Raw genomic sequence first — 24,448 nt, 5'->3', positions numbered from 1 at the left:
ATTAATTCTAATTATTTTTTATACTTCTATTTCTATAGCATTGCCTTTATTTTGTAACCAATTTCTACGATCTTTTGATCTTTTTTTTCCAAATAACATATCCATAATTGTAAATGTTTTTTGATTATTTTTATCATTAATAATAAGCTGTACTAAACGTCGTGTATTAGGATTAAGAGTAGTTTCACGTAATTGAACCGGATTCATTTCACCTAATCCCTTAAATCTTTGGATATTTGGTTTACCTAATTTATAATGTAATTTATTAAGAATGGTGATTTTATCAATTTCATTTAATGCATAGTATATTTTTTTACCTAAATCAATACGATATAATGGTGGCATAGCAATATAAATATAACCTCCTTTTACCAAAGATGGAAAATGACGAATAAATAATGCACAGAGTAATGTTGCAATATGTAATCCATCTGAATCTGCATCAGCAAGAATACAAATTTTACCATAACGTAATGTATTAAGATTCTGACTACTTGGATCAATACCAATTGCTAAAAAGATATCATGAATTTCTTTCGAAGATAATATCTCTTTGGAGGAAATTTCCCACGTATTTAGTATCTTACCTCTTAAAGGCATAATTGCTTGATATTTACGATCACGAGCTTGCTTAGCAGTTCCCCCAGCTGAATCTCCTTCAACTAAAAATAATTCAGTAATTTTTAAATCTTTAGAAATACAATCTGCTAATCTACCTGGCAAAGTAGGCCAAAAAAATGGTTTCTTGATGATAAATTTTTTAGATTCTCGTAAACGTTTTTTTGCATTGGAAATGATTAATTCAGCTAATTGTTTAGCTTCTTGAATATGTTGATGTAGCCATAAATTAAAAGCATTATGTACTGTATTAGAAATAAATGTATAAATTTTACGAGAAGAAACCCGTTCTTTCGTCTGTCCAACAAATTGTGGATCTTGTGTTTTTAATGATAATACATAAGAACAATATTTAAAAATATCATCACCAATTAACTTAACACTATGAGGAAGTAAATTACGATATTCACAAAATTCTTTTATTGCATTTAATAAACCTTGACGTAATCCATTAACATGAGTACCACCATTTGTAGTTGGAATAAGATTAATATAACTTTCTGTCAAAGTGGCTCCACCTTTAGGTACCCAAAGTAATGCTAAATCAATTATTCCTAATTGATAAGAAAAATTGCCAATAAAAGCCTTTTTAGGTATAGTAATTAAACCATTAACTTCTCCCATAATATAATCTATTAAACCATTTTTATAATACCATCTATACACTTTATTATTTGTCTTATCATTAAAAACTATTTTAACACCAGGACATAGTACAGCTTTAGCTTTTAATAAATGTATTAAAAATGAAATTGAAAATTGATAATTATCAAAAAAATGATGTTCTGGCCAAAATCTAATACTAGTACCTGTTTTATTTTTTAAACAACAACCAATTACTTCTAGTTCTTGAACTTTCTTACCACTTTCAAAAATAATTTGATATATTTTACTATTACGATAGATAGTTACTTCAATACGTTTAGATAAAGCATTTACTACAGAAATACCAACACCATTTAATCCACCTGAAAATTGATAGTTCTTATTAGAAAATTTACTACCAGTATGTAAATAACTTAAAATCAATTCTACAGCCGGTATTTTTTTTTCAGGATGAATATCAATAGGTATTCCTCGACCATTATCAATAACTTCTAATGAAGTATCATTATATAATAAAACATCAATGTTTTTAGCGTGACCAGCAAGAACTTCATCCATACTATTGTCAATTACTTCTTGTGATAAATGATTAGGGTTAGAAATATCTGTATACATTCCTGGACGTCTACGTATATGTTCTAAACCACTGAGCCACTCTATTGAAGAAGCATTATAGTTAAATTTAGTCATATTATTACTACATTATCTTTAAAAAAATTAAATATAATAATTATTAAAATATAAATTATAAAACAGTAATTTAATACTAACTAATAAGTATTTATAATTTAAAAATTAAACTTTTATACAAAACTGTACTAAAATAGTTATTTATATATTATATTTATTCAGTAATAAAATAAGCTTTATATAAAATCCTAATGATTCATTATTTAAATAAATCATTAATATATATAAATAATTTAATAAAATTAATAAAAAAGATTTTTTCTAAGTAAACCATTTATATTAAATATTTTATAAAAAATAAGAGAAAAAGAGAAAAGTTTATCTAGTAGAAAGTTGCTTTTTAAATGAAAATATTACATTCCAAATAATAAAATATAAAAATAAATAATAGATTAAAATAATACAACATATATTGTTATTATTGATAAATATTATATTTATATCATAATTTTAGACTTAGATTTTTAAAATCTACAAAAATAATTTATTATAAACAATCTACATTATCCATATTAATAGATAAAATCTATAATTATTCTTTATCATAGCTCAAAATTACGAAGATATTCTAAATCAATTTTAGCATCTATTTGACCTACTAAATAAGAACTAACTTCTACTTCTTGTGGTGCTGCTTGAACATTATCAGATACTAACCAACTATTAATCCATGGAATTGGATTAGAACTAGTTTTATATGGTGACTTTAATCCAATAGCTTGCATACGATTATTTGTAATATATTCAATATATTGACACAAAATCTCTTTATTTAGACCAATCATTGATCCACTACAAAAAAGATAATCAGCCCATTCTTTTTCCTGTGTGGCTACCTGAATAAATAATTTATAACATGCTTCTTCACACTCTTTAGCAATAATAAACATTTCTGGATCATCATGACCAGAACGCATTAAATTTAATATATGCTGTGTTCCTGTTAAGTGCATTGCTTCATCACGTGCAATCAATTTTATAATTTTAGCATTTCCTTCCATTAAATCTCGTTCAGCAAAAGCAAAAGAACAAGCAAAACTAACATAAAAACGAATAGCTTCTAAAGCATTAATACTAATTAAGCATAAATATAATTGTTTTTTTAAATCATATAAAGAAATGATTATTTTTTCACCATTAATTATATGATTACCCTCACCTAACATATGATAATAACTAGTCATTTTAATTAAATTATCATAATAAGAAGAAATATCTTTTGCACGTTTTAAAATTTCATTATTAGTTATAATATTATCAAAAATAATTGATGGATCATTAACAATATTACGAATAATATAAGTATATGATCGTGAATGAATAGTTTCTGAAAAAGACCATGTTTCTATCCAAGTTTCTAATTCTGGAATTGAAATAATTGGCAATAATGCAATATTAGGACTACGTCCTTGAATAGAATCTAATAAAGTTTGATATTTTAAGTTACTGATAAAAATATGTTTTTCTATTTCAGGTAAAGATTGATAATCAATACGATCACGAGATACATCAATTTCTTCTGGACGCCAAAAAAAAGATAATTGTTTTTCAATTAACTCTTCAAAGATAAAATATTTTTGCTGATCATAACGTGCAATGTTAACAGGCTGTCCAAAAAACATAGGTTCTTGTAATTGATTATTTTTAATTTGTGAAAAAGTTGTATATTGATATTCCATATCACCTCATGTTAAATATTACAAGCACCACTATCACAAGTATTATCCGTATATTCAATATTTTCTTCAAGATCTGATTGAATATCTTTTGCACCATCACGAGTATTATGATAATACAAAGTTTTTATTCCATATTTATAAGCAAGTAATAAATCTTTTAGTAATTGATTCATAGGTACTTTGTTTTTAGGAAACCGTGTCGGATCATAATTCGTATTAGTAGAAATAGATTGATCAATGAATTTTTGCATAATACCGACTAACTGTAAATAACCTTCATTATTTGGCATTTGCCATAATAGTTCATATTTATTTTTTAAACGTTCGTACTCTGGTATTACTTGTCGCAAAATGCCATCTTTTGATGCTTTAATGCTAACATAACCTCTAGGAGGTTCAATACCACTAGTGGCATTAGATATTTGAGAAGAGGTTTCTGATGGCATTAAAGCTGAAAGAGTTGAATTACGCAATCCATATTTCTTGATATTTTTACGCAATGTCTTCCAATCATAATGTAACGGTTCAGATGTTAATTCATCTAATGCTTTTTTATAATTATCAATCGGCAAAATTCCTTTTGCATAGTTTGTATCGTTAAATAATGGACAAGGTCCTTGTTCTTTTGCTAATTCATTAGATGCTTTTAATAAATAATATTGAATTGCTTCAAATGTTTTATGAGTTAAATTATTACTACTACCATCTGAATAATAAACACCATTTTTAGCTAAATAATAAGCATAATTTACTATTCCTATACCTAAAGCACGACGACCCATAGAGCTCTTTTTTGCAGCAAAAATAGGATAATTTTGATAATCTAGCAAAGAATCTAATGCGCGAACAGCTAATATAGCTAACTCTTCTAATTCATCTAATGAATTAATGATACCTAAATTAAATGCGGAAAGAGTACAAAGTGCAATTTCACCTTTATCATCATCAATATTATTCATTAGTTGAGTTGGCAAGGTTATTTCCATACAAAGATTAGACTGCCTAATAGGTGCTATATTAGAATCAAATGGACTATGTGTATTACAGTGATCAACATGTTGAATATAAATTCTACCTGTAGATGCTCGTTCTTGCATCATTAAAGAAAATAAATCAACAGCTTTCACTAGCTTTTTTCGTATACGTGTATCTTGTTCATATTTTAAATATAACAGTTCAAATTCATCTTGATTAGTAAAAAATGATTCATATAAATCAATTACATCAGAAGGGCTAAAGAGAGTAATATGTTTATCTTTAAGAAGTCTTTCATACATCAGTTTATTAATTTGTACACTATAATCTAAATGACGAACACGATTATTTTCAATTCCACGATTATTTTTTAATACTAAAAGACTTTCAATCTCTAAATGCCAAAGAGGATAAAATAATGTAGCAGATCCTCCACGAACACCACCTTGAGAACAAGATTTAACTGCCGTTTGAAAGTGTTTATAAAAAGGAATACAACCTGTATGAAAAGCTTCTCCATCACGAATTGGACTACCTAATGCGCGAATTCGACCAGCATTAATACCGATACCAGCACGTTGAGACACATATTTTACAATAGCACTAGAAGTAGCATTAATAGAATTAAGGCTGTCACCACATTCAATTAATACACAAGAACTAAATTGACGTGTTGGTGTACGTACTCCAGCCATAATAGGAGTAGGTAGTGAAATTTTAAATTTTGAAATTGCATCATAAAAACTATGAATATAACTTAATCTTGTTTTAAGCGGATATCGGGCAAAAAGACAAGCCGCAACAAGAATATATAAAAATTGAGCACTTTCATAAATTTTACCTGTTACTCTATTTTGTAATAAATATTTACCTTCTAATTGTTTAACTGCCGCATAAGAAAAATACATATCACGACAATGATCTAAAAAACTATCCATTTTTTTAAATTCTTCTGCTGAATAATCATTTAAAAGATGTTTATCATATTTACCAATATCAACCATATGAGTAACATGTTGATATAATTTAGGTGGCTCAAACTGACCATAAGCTTTTTTACGTAAATGAAAAATAGCTAATCTAGCTGCAAGATACTGATAATCAGGTGTATCAGCTGAAATTAAATCAGCTGCTGATTTAATCATTGTCTCATGAATATCAGACGTTTTAATACCATCATAAAATTGAATTTGAGAACGTAATTCTACTTGTGATACAGATACATCTTTTAAACCATCAGCTGCCCAAGTAATTACTTTATGAATTTTATCAAGATCAATATATTCTTTATGTCCATCACGTTTAGTAACTAATAGTTTTTGACTCATTAGCGAATATGCCTATGATTGATATATAAATCAACTAATAAAAAATAAGTTAATAATTCTTCCTAGTTATTATTCTTATGATATATCTATCATTAAGTAGATAAACAATAACAAAAGATATATTCCAGTATAATATTAGATTATTATATTAAAGTATTATATAACAATAGTAATTAATACATTTACTAAAGTCTAAAAATTTATTTTTTAATCACTTAAATTTAGATAATTATTTATATAAAATTATTATAATAGATCTTATCAAAAATTAAAAAAAATTACTATATAATATAATATTTATTTTTTAAAATTTTAAATTTTAACAATACTAATCATTATTACTAATTGATAAATGTAGTATATAATTAATATCAACATTAGATTTTAATTGAAACTTATCAATAATTGGATTATATTGTAATCCAATTATATGTCTTTCTTCTAAAGATGTTTTATCTATCCAACTAAGCAATTCAGAAGGTCTGATAAATGTTTTTACATTATGTGTACCTTTTGGAATTATTTTTAAAATATGTTCAGCAATAATGATTGCACAAAACCAAGATTTTTTATTACGATTGATTGTAGAAAAAAATACATGACCACTAGATCTAACTAATTTAGCACATGAACGAACTATTGATTCAGGATTAGGGACATGTTCTAACATTTCCATACAGGTGATAATATCGTAATTTTTAGAGTAATATTTTGCATGTGATTCAACTGTTTCTTGTAAATAGTTAATTATGATATCTTGTTTTAAAGCATGTTGCCTTGCAACTGCTAGTGACTTAGTATCCATATCAATTCCTGTTACTATAGCACCTTCTAATGCCATACTTTCTGATAAGATTCCAATTCCACAACCTATATCAAGTACTTTTTTACCAAATAAACCATTAGCATGATGCATAATATAATTTAAACGTAATGGATTAATATTATGAAGAGATTGAAAAACACTTTTATGATCCCATCCATCAGCAGCAATAGAACTAAATTTGTTAATTTCAGTTTTATCAATATTTAAATTATCAATTAATATTTTTTTTTTCATTAAAAAGTTACTCCTTTGATTAAGTTATATTAAAAAAAGCTCTACTTTATCTTGTAAAATAATCGCTTATTATATCCTCATATTTTTATAAAATATTGATTTGTGATATTATTATTCTTATCAAAAATAAGAATAATAAAGGATAATGAATTAATGAACGATATAGCAAGAGAAATTACTCATATTAATATCGATGAGGAATTAAAAAGTTCTTATTTGGATTATGCTATGTCTGTAATTATAGGACGAGCTCTTCCAGATGTACGAGATGGATTAAAGCCAGTTCATCGTCGGGTATTATACGCAATGCATGTATTAGGTAATTATTGGAACAAACCATATAAAAAATCAGCTCGTATAGTAGGTGATGTTATTGGAAAATATCATCCTCATGGAGATAGTGCTGTTTATGATGCGATAGTACGGTTAGCACAACCCTTTTCAATGCGTTATACGTTAATTGATGGCCAAGGTAATTTTGGATCTATCGATGGTGATTCTGCAGCTGCTATGCGTTATACTGAAGTAAGGATGACAAAGCTTGCTCATGAATTACTAGAAGATTTAGATAAAAAAACTGTTGATTTTATTCCAAATTATGATGATACAGAACAAATACCTGATATTATGCCAACTAGGATTCCAAATTTATTGATTAACGGTTCTTCAGGTATTGCTGTTGGTATGGCGACCAATATTCCACCACATAATCTTAATGAAGTTATTAATGCTTGTTTAGCTTATATAGATAACAAAAATATTAGTATTGAAGAATTATTTAAATATATTCCAGGTCCTGATTTTCCTACCGCAGCTATTATTAATGGGCGTAATGGTATTATAAATGCATACCGTACTGGAAGGGGTAAAGTATATATTCGAGCACGAGTTAAAACTGAAGTTGATAGTATAAATGGACGAGAAATAATTATTATAAATGAGATTCCATATCAGGTTAATAAATCTCGTTTAATTGAAAAAATAGCTCATTTAGTTAAAAACAAACGTATTGAAGGAATTAGTGCATTACGTGATGAATCTGACAAAGATGGAATGCGTATTGTCATTGAAATAAAACGTGATTCAAAAGCAGATGTAGTGCTGAATAATTTATATTCACTCACTCAACTTCAGGTTTCATTTGGTATTAATATGGTTGCTTTATGTTATGGTCAACCTAGACTTTTAAACTTAAAAGAAATTATTGAAGCTTTTATTCGTCACCGTAAAGAAGTTGTAACTAGAAGAACTATTTTTGAATTACATAAAGCACAAGAACGTGCTCATATATTAGAAGCTCTTGCAATAGCATTTATAAATATTGATTCTATTATCGAATTAATACGCAAATCTTCAACAGCTCATGAAGCAAAGGTAGCTTTAATAACTTATCCTTGGAAATTAGGTAATATTACTAATATCTTAGCAAAACCAGCTAATAAACTAGCTATTCCTAAATGGGTTCAATCTCAATACGGAGTAAAAAATAATCAATATTACTTAACTACTCTACAATCTCAGGCAATTTTGGACTTACGTTTACAAAAATTAATTAATTTAGAACATGAAAAAATATTAAATGAATATAATAATTTGATAAAACAAATTACTTCATTATCATACATATTAAACAATCAAAAACAATTGATGGAGATTATTCGTAATGAATTAAAAATAGTTAAAGAACAATATAATGATGTCCGACGTACAGAAATTACTGAAAATCAAGCAGATATTAATACGGAAAATTTAATTAATCGAGAAGATGTTGTTATTACACTATCTCATCAAGGATATGTGAAATATCAAGCAATATCTATTTATGACACACAAAGACGCGGTGGTAAGGGTAAATCTGCAGTACGTATTAAAGAAGAAGATTTTATTAAGTGTTTATTGATAGCTAATACTCATGACAGTATTTTATGTTTCTCAAATAAAGGTAGACTTTATTGTATAAAAGTTTATCAATTACCTGAATCAGGACGTAATGCTCGTGGTAAACCAATAATTAATTTATTACCACTAAAACAAAATGAGCGTATTACCACAATTTTACCAGTACAGCAATTTGATAATCAACATTATATATTTATGGTCACTGCTAAAGGAATAGTTAAAAAAACATTACTACAAGATTTTAGTCGTCCTAGAGGAAATGGTATGGTTGCAATTAATCTAAATGATAGTGATGAATTAATTGGGGTTAGCTTAACATCAGGTAAAAATGAAATAATGCTTTTTTCAGCTGCAGGAAAAGTAGTTCGTTTTCCTGAAAATACAGTTCGTCCTATGGGGCGTAATGCAATGGGCGTTAGGGGTATTAAGTTACAACCTAAAGATAAAGTTGTTTCTTTAATTATACCTAAAAATGATGGGGATATTTTAACTATTACAGAAAATGGTTACGGAAAACTAACAGAGCAAAAAAAATATTCAACAAAATCTAGAGCTACAAAAGGAGTTATTTCTATGAAAGTTAGTAAACGTAATGGGTATGTTGTCGGAGCATTACAAGTAGATAAAAATGATCAAATTATGATAATTACGGATACCGGTACTTTAGTGCGTACAAAAGTAACAGAAGTTAGTATTGTTGGACGTAATACTCAAGGTGTTACTTTAATGCGTATTGATAGTAATGAAAAAGTAGTTGGCTTACAACGTATTATTGATACTTGTTGATACTTAATTAATATTTTTATGATAAATATATTACATAAAATAAATCACTATATTCTTTAAATAATTTTATTATAACAGTTTTAACAAAGAATTTTTAAAATATTAGGTAATATTAAATTATTATAACTTTTATCTATTATTTATTATTAATTTAGTTCTATAAATAACGAAATACGACTTCCGGTCATATAATATTAAATATATTAAAAACTAATAACAGCACATTAAAATAACTAATAGTAATTATATTTTTTACAATTTTTAAATATTTTATATCAAATTTACTTAGATTAATAATAAACAAATAACCATTAACTATATTATCTATTATAACTATTTTAACTAAAATATTTATTTAAAATATAATATTTGATTTATATCATAACGAAAATTGTTAAGACAAAATTTATTAAAAATAAATAATAAATAATGTTATACTTATAAAGTATAAAAATAATAATTAAATATTAGAAAAAAATTAATTAGTAAACATTACTATTAATAAGTATATAAATATATTAACTATTTTATTTTTCTAAAAAATTAAAAAAATAACTTATTATTTTTCGGCATGAGAGGATTTGAACCTCTGACCACCGACACCCCATGACGGTACGCTACCATACTGCGCTACATGCCGATATGATATATAAAAACATATATATTAAAAATTAATAAACCTATAAATTTTATCTATTACTAATATTTATTTTTAATAGTTTTCCAAAAAACAACTGTCTTATTATATTTTTATAATTACTAATGCCTATAATCTTATTATATAAACAACCATATTATCTTATCCCATAGATAATTAATTATAATTTAATTAATTATAATTTTATTTTAAATAAATAAATTTAGTTTAAATGAAAAATTATATTTTAATCTTAATTTTAAATATTAATACAACCATAAATTTTCATATACGTAAGAAATCTATATGTGTAATCTTTGGTTTAAATGGATGCCTTTGCAATTCTTGTACTTTTACTTTATTTTCTTCTCCATTAATCATAATTATTATTGTATGATAAAAATCAAATTTACATTCTTGATTAATAAATTCATCATGATCAATTTCAATTAGAATAGGATTTTGATTTCCCCCATTCTGATTCCTTCCATATATTATGGCAGGTATTTTTTTATTTTTACGCAAACGACGACAAGCACTCTTTCCTTTTTTACAACGAATTTCTGCAATATTAATAATAATCATAATTATTCTCATAATATAAGATATTTACTTATATGTTAAGATATTATAAAAAGTAATTTTCAATTTTCTAAAAAATAAAAATATACTAAGATAAAACATCTATAATTTAGTTTATTATGTATTAATATTAATAAAAACTCAATTAAATATTTTTTAATTTTGATATTCCTATATCTTAAGTTATTTAATTTAATGATCTATTGATCTATTATCATATTTAGATAGATTAACATACTTAAAAAAAGTAACTCTGTTATAGAAAACAGATAAGTAAAAAATTTATTTTTAATAATATATCTATTACTAGATAAGTTGTTTTTAATATAATTATATATAAAATTTATTACTAAATTAGTAATTAATTTATAAAATAATGTTTAGATTTAATATGATTATTTATCATAGATATAATCTATAAATATTAAAGTATCTAATTTTAATACTTCTTTGAAATGCTATAAAAATATTAATTGTAAACAGGCAATATATTAAACATAGATAATATCTGAATAATTTCATTCATTAAACCATATGATATAACAAAACAAAATAATATTTTACCTTTAGGCACATAATAGACAGAACTAGGAAATTTTTTTCTACTAGCCTTCATCATCATAGCTGGTACTATTACTGCCCATATAGTAGCCGCTAAACCAGTAAAACCAATAGCATGAATAAATCCATTAGGATAACATAAAGTTAAAATAATAGGTGGAGTAAAAGTTATTATGACTGATTGTAAACGTCCTATATTATTATCTTTAAATTTTAAAAAATCAGTTAAAAAATCAAATAAACCTAATGTAACACCTAAACATGAACTTATAATAGCCATATAAGAAAAGATATTTAAACACTGTTTAATAGAATTATTTTTTATATAACAATTAATTTGTCGTAAGAGTGAATCAACATTGGCATTCTCAAAAAGAATTTCTTTAAAACTAATACGTGATATATTACCTTGTATAGTAAATTGCCATAAAACATAAATAACTAAAGCAATAAATGTACCATTTAATATACTTAAAATAACAGCCTTACTTTCCCCATTATAATATTTAATTAATCCTGGTATATTACCATGATAACCAAAAGAAGTTAATAAGTAAGGTAAGGCAATAAATGTATAATAAAAATAATTTTTATCAACGTCATTTTGATTAAACAAAATTTCAAATGAAATATTTTTTATAATTTCACTGATAAAAATAATAAAAAAAACCATCATACCACAAATTAAAATAATACTTAAGCGACCTAATACTTTAGTTGGAAGCCAAATAATAAAAGAAATTAATAAACCAAATAATATACTAGAAATAGTATAGTTTATCGATATAATTTTATCAAAATTATATGCAATAATTTTCCCACCAGCTGAAATGTACGCATATGTTAAGATATAAAGAACAAACATAATTGACATACTATTTAGTATATTCCATTTAGTACCTAATAAATCTTTCACCATAGTATGAAAACTAGTGCCAATAGGATAATTCATATTTACTTCTAAAATCATTAGACCAGAAAAAAACAAGCATATCCAGGTATATGCTAACAAAATTATTGAACCTATAAACCAAACACCAGCAGTTACGATAGGAATCGATAACATTCCAGCACCAACAGTTGTTCCTGTAATAATCATTGTGCCACTAAGTATGAAAGGACGTTTACTATATTGCATGATATCACTCAATATTTAATAGCTTTTAATATAATTTAATATTTGGTCTAATAAATTATTTAATTAGGAATATTAATTTTTGATATTAGTATATTTTATTAATAATTATAAAATATATAATCATGAATTTAAAATACTATTTTTTTAGTAAAAAGTAATAATATTACTGATAATTATTTATTTTTATCACAATTAGAAAAATTCATATTACGATAATTAATAAAATGAGTTTTTTTAATAATTTTATAACAAAACCATATTATGAGGAATATAAAAATACCAAAATAATGAGTCATTATATCATACCAATCAATTTGATCTTCTAAAAATAATTGATAATTTTGACCAAAAATAATTACTAAACAAAAAATAAAAGCAAATATCGGTCCAATTGGAAAATAAACAGAAAGATAAGGTAAATGATTTAAATCATATCCATTTAATATATAACCTTTACGAAACCGATAATGACTTATAGCAATTCCTAACCATGCTATAAATCCGGTTATACCTGATGTATTTAATAACCATAAATAAATAACCTGATTTCCAAATATAGAACTTAAAAAACAAAATCCTGCTACTGTAGCAGTAACAAATAAAGCATATCTAGGAACTCCACTTGATGATAACCTAGAAAAAATTTTAGGTGCTTTTCCTTCTTTAGCTAAATTATATAACATTCTAGTAGAAGCATACATACCAGAATTACATGAAGATAATACTGCTATTAAAATAACTATATTCATAATATTAGCTGCAGATACTAGTCCTGCATTTTTAAATACTAACGCAAATGGACTAATATTAATATCTCTAATATTATTACATAATAAACGTGGATCCCAATATGGAATAATTAAACTGATGACCAATATAGACAAAACATAAAATAGTAAAATTCTCCAAAATACTTGTCGTACTGCTTTAGGGATACTACTATATGGATCTTTAGATTCAGCAGCAACAACACCAATTAATTCGGTTCCTTGAAAAGAAAAACCAACAATCATAGATACTCCTATAATTGAGGATAATCCTCCAACAAAAGGAGCTTCACCAATTTTCCAATTATGCCATCCAATATTTTCTAATCCATGATTAATACTACCAATAATAAGTAATAAACCAATAATAATAAATATTATTACAGTAATTATTTTAATTAAAGAAAACCAATACTCTGCTTCAGCAAAACCTTTAATAGAAATATAATTAAAAATAAAAATAATAATTAAAAATATTGTACTCCAAACCCAACCATCAATTTTAGGAAACCAGTATTCCATAATCAATTGTACTGCTACTAAATCAACAGCTATAGTAATAGCCCAATTATACCAATAATTCCAACCTAAGGCAAAACCAAATCCATCATCTACATATCGAGAACCATAAGTAGCAAATGAACCAGAAATAGGCAAATAGGCTGCAAGCTCACCTAAACTGGTCATCAAAAAATAAACCATTAAACCAACAATAACATAAGATACTAAAGCACCGCCTGGCCCAGCTTGGGCTATAGTTGCCCCAGAGGCAATAAATAACCCTGTTCCAATAGATCCACCAATAGCTATCATTATTAAATGACTAGATTTCAATTCTTGACGCAATATTGTTGTAGTATTTTCTGCGGGTTTTATTAATTTTTTTGACATTAATGACCTTATTATTTTCAATATAACATCTTTAATTATAACAATATAACTATTTTAAAAAACAAATTATTTTTTCAGATTTTTAATAAAAAATAAAAGTATTTGTTCATATAAAACTACGTTTTTCAATTTTCTTTAATACCATACTTTATTAAAGTAAATTATTAAGATAATTTTATTAAAAGCAATTTTAATTTAACCTTACAATTATATAATTAACCTATTATCTCAATAACTTACTTATTTTTAAATAAAAATTAATACCTTAAAATACATTAACGCCAATCTTCTTAAGAAGAAATTAAAAATAAACTTATAAATATATAGTTTATGATTTTATTTATATTATAATATATTTATAAATTATTAAATAATAATTACATCATTAATAAATTATTATTAATACAAATAGTAATAAGAATTAAATTCTTATGCACCTTGAGGATAATTATATGACTAATTGGGTTAAAGGCAAAATTATTAAAAATCATAAATGGACAAAATCATTATTTAGTTTAATTCTTGAAGCACCAATTAAACCATTTATTGCTGGACAATATGCTAAACTTGCATTAGAAATTAATGGCCAACGTATTCAACGAGCTTATTCTTATGTTAATTCTCCATTTAATAATAAATTAGAATTTTATCTTGTTAATATAAAAAATGGAAAACTCAGTCCGCATCTTGCAGAATTAAAATATGGTGATGATATATATATCACTGAAAAAGCTTCAGGTTTTTTTATATTAGAAGAATTACCTGATTGTGAAACTCTTTGGATGTTATCAACAGGGACTGCAATTGGACCGTTTTTATCTATTTTACAACTAGGTAAAAATTTCATGAAATTTAAGCAAATAATTTTAGTACATGCAGTACGATATGCTAAAGATCTTAGTTACTTACCATTGATGAAAATATTAGAAAAAAAATATAAAAATAAATTAAAAATACAAACAATTATAAGTCGAGAAAATAAGATTGGATCACTTACAGGTCGCATTCCAAAATTAATTGAAAATGGACAACTAGAAAAAGAAACAAAAGCAAAAATTGATCCAGTAACTAGTCATATTATGCTTTGTGGAAATCCAGGGATGATTAAAGATACACAAAATTTATTAAAAATACAAAGGGGGATGAATAAACGTTTCAATAATAAAAATGGACAAATTAGTACTGAGCAATACTGGTAAATTATTAATTTAGCAAAAATAGAATTTATTAATAGACAAAACTAAAATTAAACACTTAATTCTATTAATAGAGGACTAAAAAATAATTTTTTAATCAAATATTTCAATGATTATTAAATAACAAAAATAAAATTACTATTTTAAAATATGTAAAACATATGTAAAATAATAATTAATTTTTTATAATAAACATATTACATATGGAGAAAAAATGCATTATCCATTAATCATTGGGAATTGGAAATTAAATGGCAATACAAAAATAATTGAAGAATTTGTTCAAATTTTACATAAAAAGTTAAATAATATAACTAAATGTAATATTGTAATCGCCCCACCTACAATTTACCTATCACAAGTAAAAAAAGCTTTGACTGGTAGTAATATAGAACTTAGCGCTCAAGATGTAGATATAAATATATCTGGAGCTTTTACTGGCGAAACATCAGCTGAAATGCTAAAAGATATAGGTGTAAAATATACTATTATTGGACATTCTGAACGTAGAATTCACCATAAGGAAACTAATGAACAAATTTCAAAGAAATTTTTAATTTTAAAATCAAAAGAATTAATACCAATACTATGCATTGGTGACACTCAAGAAGAATATAATTCTGGTAAAACTGAAAAAGTTTGTATTAATCAAATTGATATAATATTAAATAAATTAGGTATTCATGCTTTTAAAAATACTGTTATTGCATATGAACCTATTTGGGCTATTGGTAGTGGTAAATCAGCTTCTCCAACTCATGCACAAGCAGTACATAAACATATTCGTAATTATCTTGCAAAAGAAAATTATTCTATTGCTAAACAAGTAATTATTCAATATGGTGGTTCAGTAAACGCTAATAATGCAGCTGAATTTTTTATTCAACCAGATATTGACGGTGTATTAGTTGGCAGTGCATCACTAAATTTAGATTCATTTATGTCTATTATATATGCTGCATTAAAAAAATATAATTATTAATAATAATTATATTAAATAATAGTATAAATTTATTAACAATAATATAATTAAAAATTATAAGAATATATTAATTGTTTTTATATAATCTAAAAAATAATAATTTTTAAAATTATAAAATTAATATTAAAAATATTAATTTATCAATTGTTATATTTTTATTATAAAATATAAATTACTTATAATTATAAAACAACTTAATGAATATTAGCTTAATTGCAGCAATTTCAATAAATAAAGCTATTGGCTTTAAAAACCGCATACCATGGATTTTATCTACTGATTTGGCTTGGTTTAGAAAAAACACATTAAATAAACCTGTTGTCATGGGACGTATAACTTATGAATCTATAGGTAATCCTTTAGACCAAAGATTAAATATCATTCTTAGTCATACTTATTTAAATAATGATAACAGAATTATTTGGGTTCATTCAATTAATGAAGTTCTAGATATAACAGAAAGTATGGAAGAAACAATGATTATCGGTGGTGGAAAAATTTATGAATTATTTTTACCCTATGCAAATAAAATTTATTTAACACATGTAGATATTAATATTATAGGAGATGTTTTTTTTCCTAATTATAAGTCTACTTCATGGAAAACAGTATTCATAGAGTATCATAGAGCAGACAAAAAAAATACTCATAATTACCGTTTTGAGATATTAGAACGATTAAAATAAAATTTTTAATTTATCTGGTTATAAAAGCAGGCTGGCTAAAGTACTGTTTATCTTCCCAACGTAATAAAGTTAATTCCCCCCCCCAACAACATCCTGTGTCTAATCCATAAATCATTTTAGGAGTCCCTTTACCCTCTAAAGAAGCCCAATGACCAAAAATAATAGAATACCCTGCTGGTATATTTATAGGAAAACTAAACCACGGTTTTAAAGGTAATGGTGTTTTTTCTGGTTTATTCTTAAACATCATATTTAATTGACCATCAGGTAAACAATAACGCATGCGCGTTAACGCTTGAATACTAAAACATAAACGAGATAATCCACTTAAATTAGGAGACCAACTATTCGGTATATCTTTATACATAAAATCCATTAATAATGGATGATAAATATCACTACTTAGTACTTTTTCTACCTCTTTAGCACACATTTCAGCGATTAATAAATTCCATTGAGGGGTTATCCCAGCATGACTCATAATAATTTTTTTATTATTATCTACTTGTAATAATGGTTGATTTCGTAACCAAAAAACTAATTCAGCAAAATCATTAGCTTTTATTAATTTTTTTAATTTTTCTTTTGGTTTATGATGACTAATATTAGCATATACACTAATAAGATTTAGATCATGATTACCTAGAACCATTCTAACTGATGAACCTAAATTTTTAATATATCGTAAAACTTTTAGAGAATCAGGACCACGAGTAACTAAATCACCTGTTAACCATAAAATATCGTTTTGTGGTTTAAAATTTACTTTATTTAAAAGTTCCCTGAGTTCACGATAACATCCATGAATATCTCCTATAAGATAAGTAGCCATAATTAATTTATAACCGTTAGAATAAAATAAATTAAAAATAAAATTTTCTTATGAAAGTTATAACATAATTATTAATAATTAACTAATATTTAAAAAATCATACTAAAAAATACTAATTTAAGTAAGTAAAAGTTTATATAAAAACTAATTTATATATTTTTAGTAAAGATTTTTTATTAATAAAAAACTGTAAACTTATATATACTCAGTAATTTATTTAACATAGTACTTCTAAATTTTATCTAAAACCATTAATTATTTTAGATAATTTACAAGCTAATTTACAATAATTTTCTATTGAAATATTTTCAGCTCTATTGTTTAGATTAATATCTAATTGTTTAAAATCTTCAATTTTAAATAAACTTCCTAAACTATTACGAATAGTTTTACGTCGTTGATTAAATGCTCTCGTAGTAATAAGACGTAATAACTTTACATCACAAATAGAATATGGATTTAATTCATGAGGAATAAATCTAACAACAGTTGACTCCACTTTTGGGACTGGTGTAAAAGCTGAGGGTGGAATATTTAATATAGGAATTATTTTGCAATAATACTGTGCCATTACACTAAGACGACCATATGTCTTTGTGTTTGGTTTTGCTATTAAACGATTAACAACCTCTTTTTGTAACATAAAATTCATATCAAAAATAATATCAGAATAAGCAAAAATATGAAATATTAAAGGAATTGAAATATTATAAGGTAAATTACCAAATATTCTAATTAGTTTATTATTTTTTTTTAATATTTTACTAAAATCAAACGTCATTGCATCTTTTTGTATTACTGTTATTTTTCCCAAAAGCATAGGATGTAAAGATAGATAAATAGCAAGATTACGATCTAACTCTATTATTGTCATATGATCTATACGATTACTAACTGGCACAGTTAATGCACCAAAACCAGGACCGATTTCAACAATAGACTGATTTACTTTTGGATTAAAAAAATTAACTATATCATTAATAATTAATTGATCAGTCAAAAAATGTTGTCCAAAACATTTACGAGCAACATATCCTAAATACATTTGATTATTCATTGTTATTTTGAAATATTCTGATAGCTAATTTTAAAGCATTGGTTAAACTATTCACATTCGCATTACCAGTTCCAACCAACTCAATTGCAGTACCATGATCTACTGATGTTCTAATAAAAGGTAATCCTAAAGTAATATTTACCGAATTATTAAACCCACAGTATTTTAGCACAGGAAGACCTTGATCATGATACATTGCTAAAATAACATCAGCCTTATTTATATATTTACATTGAAATAATGTATCTGCAGGAAAAGGGCCATGCAGTTGTAATCCTTCATTGCGTAATTTTTTTATTACTGGAATTATGGTATCAATTTCTTCTCGACCAATATGACCACCTTCACCAGCATGTGGATTTAATCCACAAATATAAATAGATGGTGACTTAATTCTAAATTTATATTGTAATTCACTATTTAATATATAAATGACTTGCTGAAGGTTCTCAAAAGTAATTTGATCTGCAACTTCCTTAATAGGTAAATGAGTTGTTACAAGTGCAACACGAAAAGTTTCTATAACTAACATCATTACAACTGTTTTTACTTTACTTTTCTTAGCAAGAAATTCTGTATGACCAGTAAATGGAATACCAGCATCATTAATAATACCTTTATGAATTGGACCTGTAACTAATCCTGCAAATTCACCTGAAATACAACCATCACATGCTTTACTTAAGGTTTCTATTACATAACTACTATTTTGTTTACTAAATTGTCCTAATTTTACAGGCTCTGGTAATTTTACAGGTAAAATCATTAATGATTTAGCACTTTGACCTTTATTTTGTAACTTAGAAGAATACCTAATTAATTCTAATTTTAAACCAAGTTGATTAGCTCTATTAAGTAACAATTCTGGATCAGCAATTGTAACTAATTGTACAGGCCAATCTTGTTGAACAAGTTGAATTAATAAATCAGGACCAATTCCAGATGGCTCACCAGTAGTTAAAACAATAGTATTAGTCATTTTTTTCATAAAAATTATTACATATCACTATCATGAAAAATTTTTATATATGCTGATGCACGCAATTCTTTCAACCATAAAGGAAATTTTTCATTAAATTTACGATTGAATAATATTCGATATGCATAGTCTTTCTTTATTATATCAGTTTTATCAATCTGTCTAATATCTTCCAATCTAATTAAATGCCAACCTAAAGAAGATCTAATTGGCTTACTTATTTCACCTTTACTTAAATTCATTATAGCATCACGAAATATAGGATTATATTCACTCAGTATATTCCACTTTAAATTTTTATCTATTAATACAGATAATGGATCTTCTGAGTATTTTTTAACTGCTTCAGAAAATGTTATTCTTCCTATTTGAATTTGCCTAGCAATTTGTTTTATTTTTAAATATGCTCGCCTATTCTCCATAATTGGAGAAAACTTAATTAGTATATGACAAGTTTTTACTTCAGTAACTAATATTGGAATATTATTATTTTTTATATCATTAATTTTTAATATATGAAATCCTATTTCAGAACGTATAGGTCCAATTACATCACCTTTTTTAGAATATTGTATTTCTTTAGCAACTTCAATTGGTAATTCGGAAACTTTACTCCATCCCATGCTACCACCTTTAAAAGCATTAATATCTGAAGAATAATTAGTGGCAAGTTTATCAAACTCAACTCCTTGTTCTAACTGTATAAAGATATCTTTAACTAAATTAATTAATGATTGATTATTTTCATTAGTTGAATATTTTGGTAATAAAAGCAAAATTTGACTTAAATTAACATTAACATCCTGACCAATAACTTGTGAATTAAGTTGTTTTTTTAGCAAATCTACTTCTTGTGGCAAAATGATAATTTGACGGCTAATTTCCTTATTACGCACCTCTTGCATCATAATTTCATTATTAATTTTACTACGATAATCTTGTAAATTAATACCATCTCTTAATAATTGTTGTTTAAATTGATTAATTGTTAAACCATTTTGTTCTGCAATACTATTGATAGTTTCATCTATTACTGAATCTGATATTTGAATTTGCATTTTTTCTGCAAGTTGCAAAATAATTTTTTCTAAAATTAGGTTTTCTAATATTTTATTATATAATTTTTTTTCATTAAAAAAATTTTGTCCAGTATTTTTAGTATTAATTTTAACTATACTTAACATACGATCAATATCACTTTTTAATACAATACTTTCATTAACAATAGCAGTTATTTGATCTAATTTTTCTATTGCTTTCAATGTAGGGATATTAAATATAAAAAACAAGGCAAAAATACATTTTTTGCTAAAATTCATATAATAATTCTCATTATATATGCCATAACATATTACTATTTAATTAATCTTTTTTATAACTGGACCTATTAATATTACAAATATAATATATCAAATTTATTCAAAATATCCTTGATAAGGTATAATGCCACTTGATAACATTTTTTTACTTTCCCAATGATGATTATTATTTAATCCATTTAATTCTACATTAATCGACCATCTATTATCATAACTACTTAAACAAGTTTTTTGTTGCCAATCAACAATTTTACGCTCATATCCGATATTAATTGACCAACAGCAAGTTTTATATTGTATACCTATTAATCTACTAACTGGTTGATTCTTATATATATCATGATAATATGATGCACAAAAATCCCAATTACAACCTAAAGGCCAATTAATTATAGCTCCTATTTGAGATATCTCTTTTTGAAAAATTCGTTGAGTTTTAATAGTGTCTTTAATATAATTATAATCTACAAAACGATAATTTAATTGAATTAATTTATTAAAACCACGATGATATTCTGTCAAAATATTACCCATAGTTATATCATTAAAACGTCTGCTATATTGTAATCCACCACGCAATAACCAATTATTAGTTAATCGTAAATAAATATCACCAACCCATAATAATGAACCATTATTTACTTTCTCTTTAAAAGGTAAAAAACCATCTTTATTTTTTGAATTAGTAAAATAATATTTTTGTCCAATAGAAAAATTAAACCATTCATTTAATGTATCATCATAAATACTCATAGTAATACCAGTTGTCAATTGATTAGCAGAAGCAATACGATCTAATCCACTATATATAAGATGACGAAATAATCCATTATAATCTGTATGTAATAATGATGAATCATAATTATTAATATTATTTTGATCACGATAAGGGATATAAAGATATTGAATTCTAGGCTTTAATGTTTGTAAATAATATTTTTGCATCAAAATATTTCTTTTAAACAATAATTTAATCTCAGAACTTATTAAAGGCAAAATACGAACAACATTTTTTTTTAATTGACTATTAACTATAGTGTTATCAATATTTTGATTATAATATGTTGCCATTACTTTTATTTTGTTATTTATATTTATCCAACCATTTGATAATGGTAAATTAAATTCTGGTTCAACATGTAATCTAGTGACATTAGGATTAGTTGATTTAATGCTAATAATACGCATAGCTTGGATATAAGTATTAAAATTAAATAAATTTAAATTATTATTATAATAATTAATATCTAATTGAGGTTCAATTTTATAATTTTTATTTTTGTTATTTAATGAATGGACAAAAAGCTGAAACTGTTTATATGTTAAAGATATATTTAAATTAGCTTTATCATAACCAAAACTAAATTTTTGAGTTATATATCCATCAGTGCTTTTACCATATTTAGAAGCAAAATCTGTAAAATATTTTGAATCACTAACTTTTGTATAATCAATATCAAAACACCATATTTGATTTAAGATACCAGAATGATACCAATATAAAAGCCAACGTCCATTACTTTCACGATTAGGATATTTACCATTTTTTTTATTTTTAATATAACTACGATCTCTTGGAAGCCAATCAATAGAAACAATGCCATCTCCAGCTGGAGTAATATAACGAAACTCATTATTTAATTTTATTCCACGAAAAGTCATAAATTGTGGAGTAATAGTTAAATCATAATTTGGTTTAATTTTCCAATAAAAAGGTAATATAAAATTCAATCCAACTCCTCTAGAATAACTGCCATTAGGTAACAAAAAACCAGAATGTTTAGTAGTACCAGTTGGCAACTGTAAATACGGGATATAAAAAATAGGAACATTGGCAATACGAAAATAAGCATTCCATATCTTAGTAAGTTGTTCTTCACGATCTAAAACAAATTTTGAACCAATAATACTCCAACTATTATTACCTGGAAGACAAGTAGTAAACATACCTTTTTCTAAAATAGTATAACGATTTTTCATTCGTAACTTTATTTTATCTGCATAACCACGACCCTGACGCCCAATCATTAGATATTCACCTTTTTCAACATCAATATTTTGATTATTAAAATCAAACCATGCCTTTGATCCTGTCAAGATAATTTGTGAATTATCATAACTAACGTTTCCTGTTGCAGTGATCTTACGTAATATTTTTCTATTTGTAGTTTTTTCTTTAGTTAAAAGAACTTTGTTAGCATTAATAGTATGATTACCTTGTTGAATATCCACATTACCTTCATATTCAATAACATTAGTATTATTACTAGTCATTTTTTTTGCATTGATATAAATAGGTAAATTATTTAGATTATCTTTTACGATTGGTTTGGTATATATAGGTATTCCTAATAAGCATTGTTCTGTTAGCTTAGAATAAGTATTTTTGCTATGAATAATTATTCCAATCAAAATAGCAAATAGTGTTAAGTGATTTTTTATCATTATCACATTTTCAAAAAATAAAAATTTAAGATAAAAACTAAAAAAATAATTTAATATAAAATCTAATATTACATCAATATTACAAAATTGTTTTACATTATATGTTTATATTATTATTTTTTATAAATTTAATAAATATTAAACTATAATTAAAAATTATTTAAATGATATATAATTTATTTTTTATTACATCTTATTAAATGATTTTATTTATGATGACATGATATAAAATATTTTAATAAATACATTTTAAAATCAAAATAAGAAATAAGTTTTATTAATTTTATATATTAAAAATAATTAATTTTTTTGTTATATTAAATATAATAACAAAATTTATCCTTAATTCAAAGTAAGATAAAAAATATAAAAAAATAAAAATATCAAAATATTAAATTATCTTTCAATTATAGAAACACTATAATTTAAAATTATTAAAATTTTTAAAAAATGGAGATATATTATTAACAAATAATATCAAACTTTTAATTTATATAAAAATCACTTAGTATTAATCTACTAACTCTCTACTGATATAATAATATATATTATATAATTGTCATGAATAAATTATTATATAGTATATAAATACTCTGATTAGTCTTAAATACAAATTTAAGATTAGTTATTCAGTAATAATAAAGCATAATTAATATTTATTAATATTAATTAATCTGAAATATAGCTAAAATATTTAATGATGATCATTAAATAAATAATACATGTAATTAATCT

Annotated in this window: 15 protein-coding genes, 1 tRNA gene and 1 pseudogene; 4 read left to right on the top strand and 13 right to left on the bottom strand. The window is 24.6% G+C overall.

From position 1 onward, the window contains the following. Nucleotides 1-18: 18 nt before the first annotated feature. The 4 genes from parE to ubiG form a co-directional block, all read right to left on the bottom strand. Complete coding sequence (parE, locus tag AUT07_RS02050) at nt 19-1,914, bottom strand: DNA topoisomerase IV subunit B (RefSeq protein ID WP_066283533.1); 1,896 nt, start codon at nt 1,912-1,914, stop codon at nt 19-21. A gap of 542 nt (nt 1,915-2,456) precedes the next feature. Then, entirely contained in the window at nt 2,457-3,593 is a 1,137-nt protein-coding gene (gene nrdB / locus AUT07_RS02045; protein WP_066283530.1) for a class Ia ribonucleoside-diphosphate reductase subunit beta, read from the bottom strand. Between the two features lie 11 nt (nt 3,594-3,604). Next, on the bottom strand, nt 3,605-5,896 hold the full coding sequence (gene nrdA, locus AUT07_RS02040; RefSeq protein WP_066283526.1) for a class 1a ribonucleoside-diphosphate reductase subunit alpha: 2,292 nt from the start codon (nt 5,894-5,896) through the stop codon (nt 3,605-3,607). Nucleotides 5,897-6,224: 328 nt separating this feature from the next. After that, nucleotides 6,225-6,956, bottom strand: coding sequence for a bifunctional 2-polyprenyl-6-hydroxyphenol methylase/3-demethylubiquinol 3-O-methyltransferase UbiG (gene ubiG, locus AUT07_RS02035; RefSeq protein WP_066283522.1), 732 nt, complete (start codon nt 6,954-6,956; stop codon nt 6,225-6,227). 153 nt (nt 6,957-7,109) lie between these two features. On the opposite strand from ubiG, the pseudogene gyrA reads away from it, so the two are divergent. Next, a pseudogene (gene gyrA / locus AUT07_RS02030) lies at nt 7,110-9,632 on the top strand (DNA topoisomerase (ATP-hydrolyzing) subunit A); the annotation flags it as partial. 575 nt (nt 9,633-10,207) lie between these two features. Here gyrA and AUT07_RS02025 read toward each other — a convergent pair. The 4 genes from AUT07_RS02025 to AUT07_RS02010 form a co-directional block, all read right to left on the bottom strand. After that, a tRNA-Pro gene (locus AUT07_RS02025) sits at nt 10,208-10,281 on the bottom strand. Between the two features lie 282 nt (nt 10,282-10,563). Continuing rightward, entirely contained in the window at nt 10,564-10,863 is a 300-nt protein-coding gene (rplY, locus tag AUT07_RS02020; protein WP_066283520.1) for a 50S ribosomal protein L25, read from the bottom strand. A gap of 466 nt (nt 10,864-11,329) precedes the next feature. Next, the gene (locus AUT07_RS02015; protein ID WP_066283516.1) at nt 11,330-12,559 is read right to left on the bottom strand and encodes an aromatic amino acid transporter; all 1,230 of its coding nucleotides are present in this window, start codon (nt 12,557-12,559) and stop codon (nt 11,330-11,332) included. Between the two features lie 173 nt (nt 12,560-12,732). After that, complete coding sequence (locus AUT07_RS02010; protein ID WP_066283514.1) at nt 12,733-14,217, bottom strand: amino acid permease; 1,485 nt, start codon at nt 14,215-14,217, stop codon at nt 12,733-12,735. Between the two features lie 452 nt (nt 14,218-14,669). Here AUT07_RS02010 and fpr point away from each other — a divergent pair, with 452 nt between their 5' ends. From fpr to folA, 3 genes are all read left to right on the top strand, one after another. Continuing rightward, complete coding sequence (gene fpr / locus AUT07_RS02005; RefSeq protein ID WP_066283512.1) at nt 14,670-15,416, top strand: ferredoxin--NADP(+) reductase; 747 nt, start codon at nt 14,670-14,672, stop codon at nt 15,414-15,416. A 211-nt stretch (nt 15,417-15,627) separates the two neighbouring features. Next, on the top strand, nt 15,628-16,395 hold the full coding sequence (gene tpiA, locus AUT07_RS02000) for a triose-phosphate isomerase (RefSeq protein ID WP_066283510.1): 768 nt from the start codon (nt 15,628-15,630) through the stop codon (nt 16,393-16,395). A 197-nt stretch (nt 16,396-16,592) separates the two neighbouring features. Next, nucleotides 16,593-17,081, top strand: coding sequence for a type 3 dihydrofolate reductase (gene folA / locus AUT07_RS01995; RefSeq protein ID WP_066283508.1), 489 nt, complete (start codon nt 16,593-16,595; stop codon nt 17,079-17,081). A gap of 10 nt (nt 17,082-17,091) precedes the next feature. Here the strand turns inward: folA and apaH are convergent, their stop codons facing one another. The 5 genes from apaH to lptD all read right to left on the bottom strand — a co-directional run bounded on the left by apaH (nt 17,092) and on the right by lptD (nt 23,713). Further along, entirely contained in the window at nt 17,092-17,913 is an 822-nt protein-coding gene (gene apaH / locus AUT07_RS01990; protein WP_066283505.1) for a bis(5'-nucleosyl)-tetraphosphatase (symmetrical) ApaH, read from the bottom strand. Between the two features lie 238 nt (nt 17,914-18,151). After that, on the bottom strand, nt 18,152-18,970 hold the full coding sequence (gene rsmA / locus AUT07_RS01985; RefSeq protein ID WP_066283503.1) for a 16S rRNA (adenine(1518)-N(6)/adenine(1519)-N(6))-dimethyltransferase RsmA: 819 nt from the start codon (nt 18,968-18,970) through the stop codon (nt 18,152-18,154). After that, entirely contained in the window at nt 18,963-19,958 is a 996-nt protein-coding gene (gene pdxA, locus AUT07_RS01980; protein WP_066283500.1) for a 4-hydroxythreonine-4-phosphate dehydrogenase PdxA, read from the bottom strand. Before pdxA ends, rsmA begins: the two co-directional genes overlap by 8 nt. Before the next feature lie 8 nt (nt 19,959-19,966). Beyond that, on the bottom strand, nt 19,967-21,268 hold the full coding sequence (gene surA / locus AUT07_RS01975; protein WP_066283497.1) for a peptidylprolyl isomerase SurA: 1,302 nt from the start codon (nt 21,266-21,268) through the stop codon (nt 19,967-19,969). A 96-nt stretch (nt 21,269-21,364) separates the two neighbouring features. Further along, entirely contained in the window at nt 21,365-23,713 is a 2,349-nt protein-coding gene (lptD, locus tag AUT07_RS01970; protein WP_066283495.1) for an LPS assembly protein LptD, read from the bottom strand. Nucleotides 23,714-24,448 lie beyond the last annotated feature (735 nt).

Source organism: Candidatus Arsenophonus lipoptenae, from assembly GCF_001534665.1.
GTDB classification, from domain to species: Bacteria; Pseudomonadota; Gammaproteobacteria; order Enterobacterales; family Enterobacteriaceae; genus Arsenophonus; species Arsenophonus lipoptenae.
The sequence above is the reverse complement of the archived record's forward strand: the minus strand, read 5'-3'. Positions and strand labels throughout refer to the sequence as shown.

Excerpts from the sequence above, each read along its gene's own strand:
- parE (WP_066283533.1), bottom strand. The coding sequence starts at position 1,914 with ATGACTAAATTTAACTATAATGCTTCTTCAATAGAGTGGCTCAGTGGT.
- nrdB (WP_066283530.1), bottom strand. The coding sequence starts at position 3,593 with ATGGAATATCAATATACAACTTTTTCACAAATTAAAAATAATCAATTA.
- nrdA (WP_066283526.1), bottom strand. The coding sequence starts at position 5,896 with ATGAGTCAAAAACTATTAGTTACTAAACGTGATGGACATAAAGAATAT.
- ubiG (WP_066283522.1), bottom strand. The coding sequence starts at position 6,956 with ATGAAAAAAAAAATATTAATTGATAATTTAAATATTGATAAAACTGAA.
- rplY (WP_066283520.1), bottom strand. The coding sequence starts at position 10,863 with ATGATTATTATTAATATTGCAGAAATTCGTTGTAAAAAAGGAAAGAGT.
- AUT07_RS02015 (WP_066283516.1), bottom strand. The coding sequence starts at position 12,559 with ATGCAATATAGTAAACGTCCTTTCATACTTAGTGGCACAATGATTATT.
- AUT07_RS02010 (WP_066283514.1), bottom strand. The coding sequence starts at position 14,217 with ATGTCAAAAAAATTAATAAAACCCGCAGAAAATACTACAACAATATTG.
- fpr (WP_066283512.1), top strand. The coding sequence starts at position 14,670 with ATGACTAATTGGGTTAAAGGCAAAATTATTAAAAATCATAAATGGACA.
- tpiA (WP_066283510.1), top strand. The coding sequence starts at position 15,628 with ATGCATTATCCATTAATCATTGGGAATTGGAAATTAAATGGCAATACA.
- folA (WP_066283508.1), top strand. The coding sequence starts at position 16,593 with ATGAATATTAGCTTAATTGCAGCAATTTCAATAAATAAAGCTATTGGC.
- apaH (WP_066283505.1), bottom strand. The coding sequence starts at position 17,913 with ATGGCTACTTATCTTATAGGAGATATTCATGGATGTTATCGTGAACTC.
- rsmA (WP_066283503.1), bottom strand. The coding sequence starts at position 18,970 with ATGAATAATCAAATGTATTTAGGATATGTTGCTCGTAAATGTTTTGGA.
- pdxA (WP_066283500.1), bottom strand. The coding sequence starts at position 19,958 with ATGAAAAAAATGACTAATACTATTGTTTTAACTACTGGTGAGCCATCT.
- surA (WP_066283497.1), bottom strand. The coding sequence starts at position 21,268 with ATGAATTTTAGCAAAAAATGTATTTTTGCCTTGTTTTTTATATTTAAT.
- lptD (WP_066283495.1), bottom strand. The coding sequence starts at position 23,713 with ATGATAAAAAATCACTTAACACTATTTGCTATTTTGATTGGAATAATT.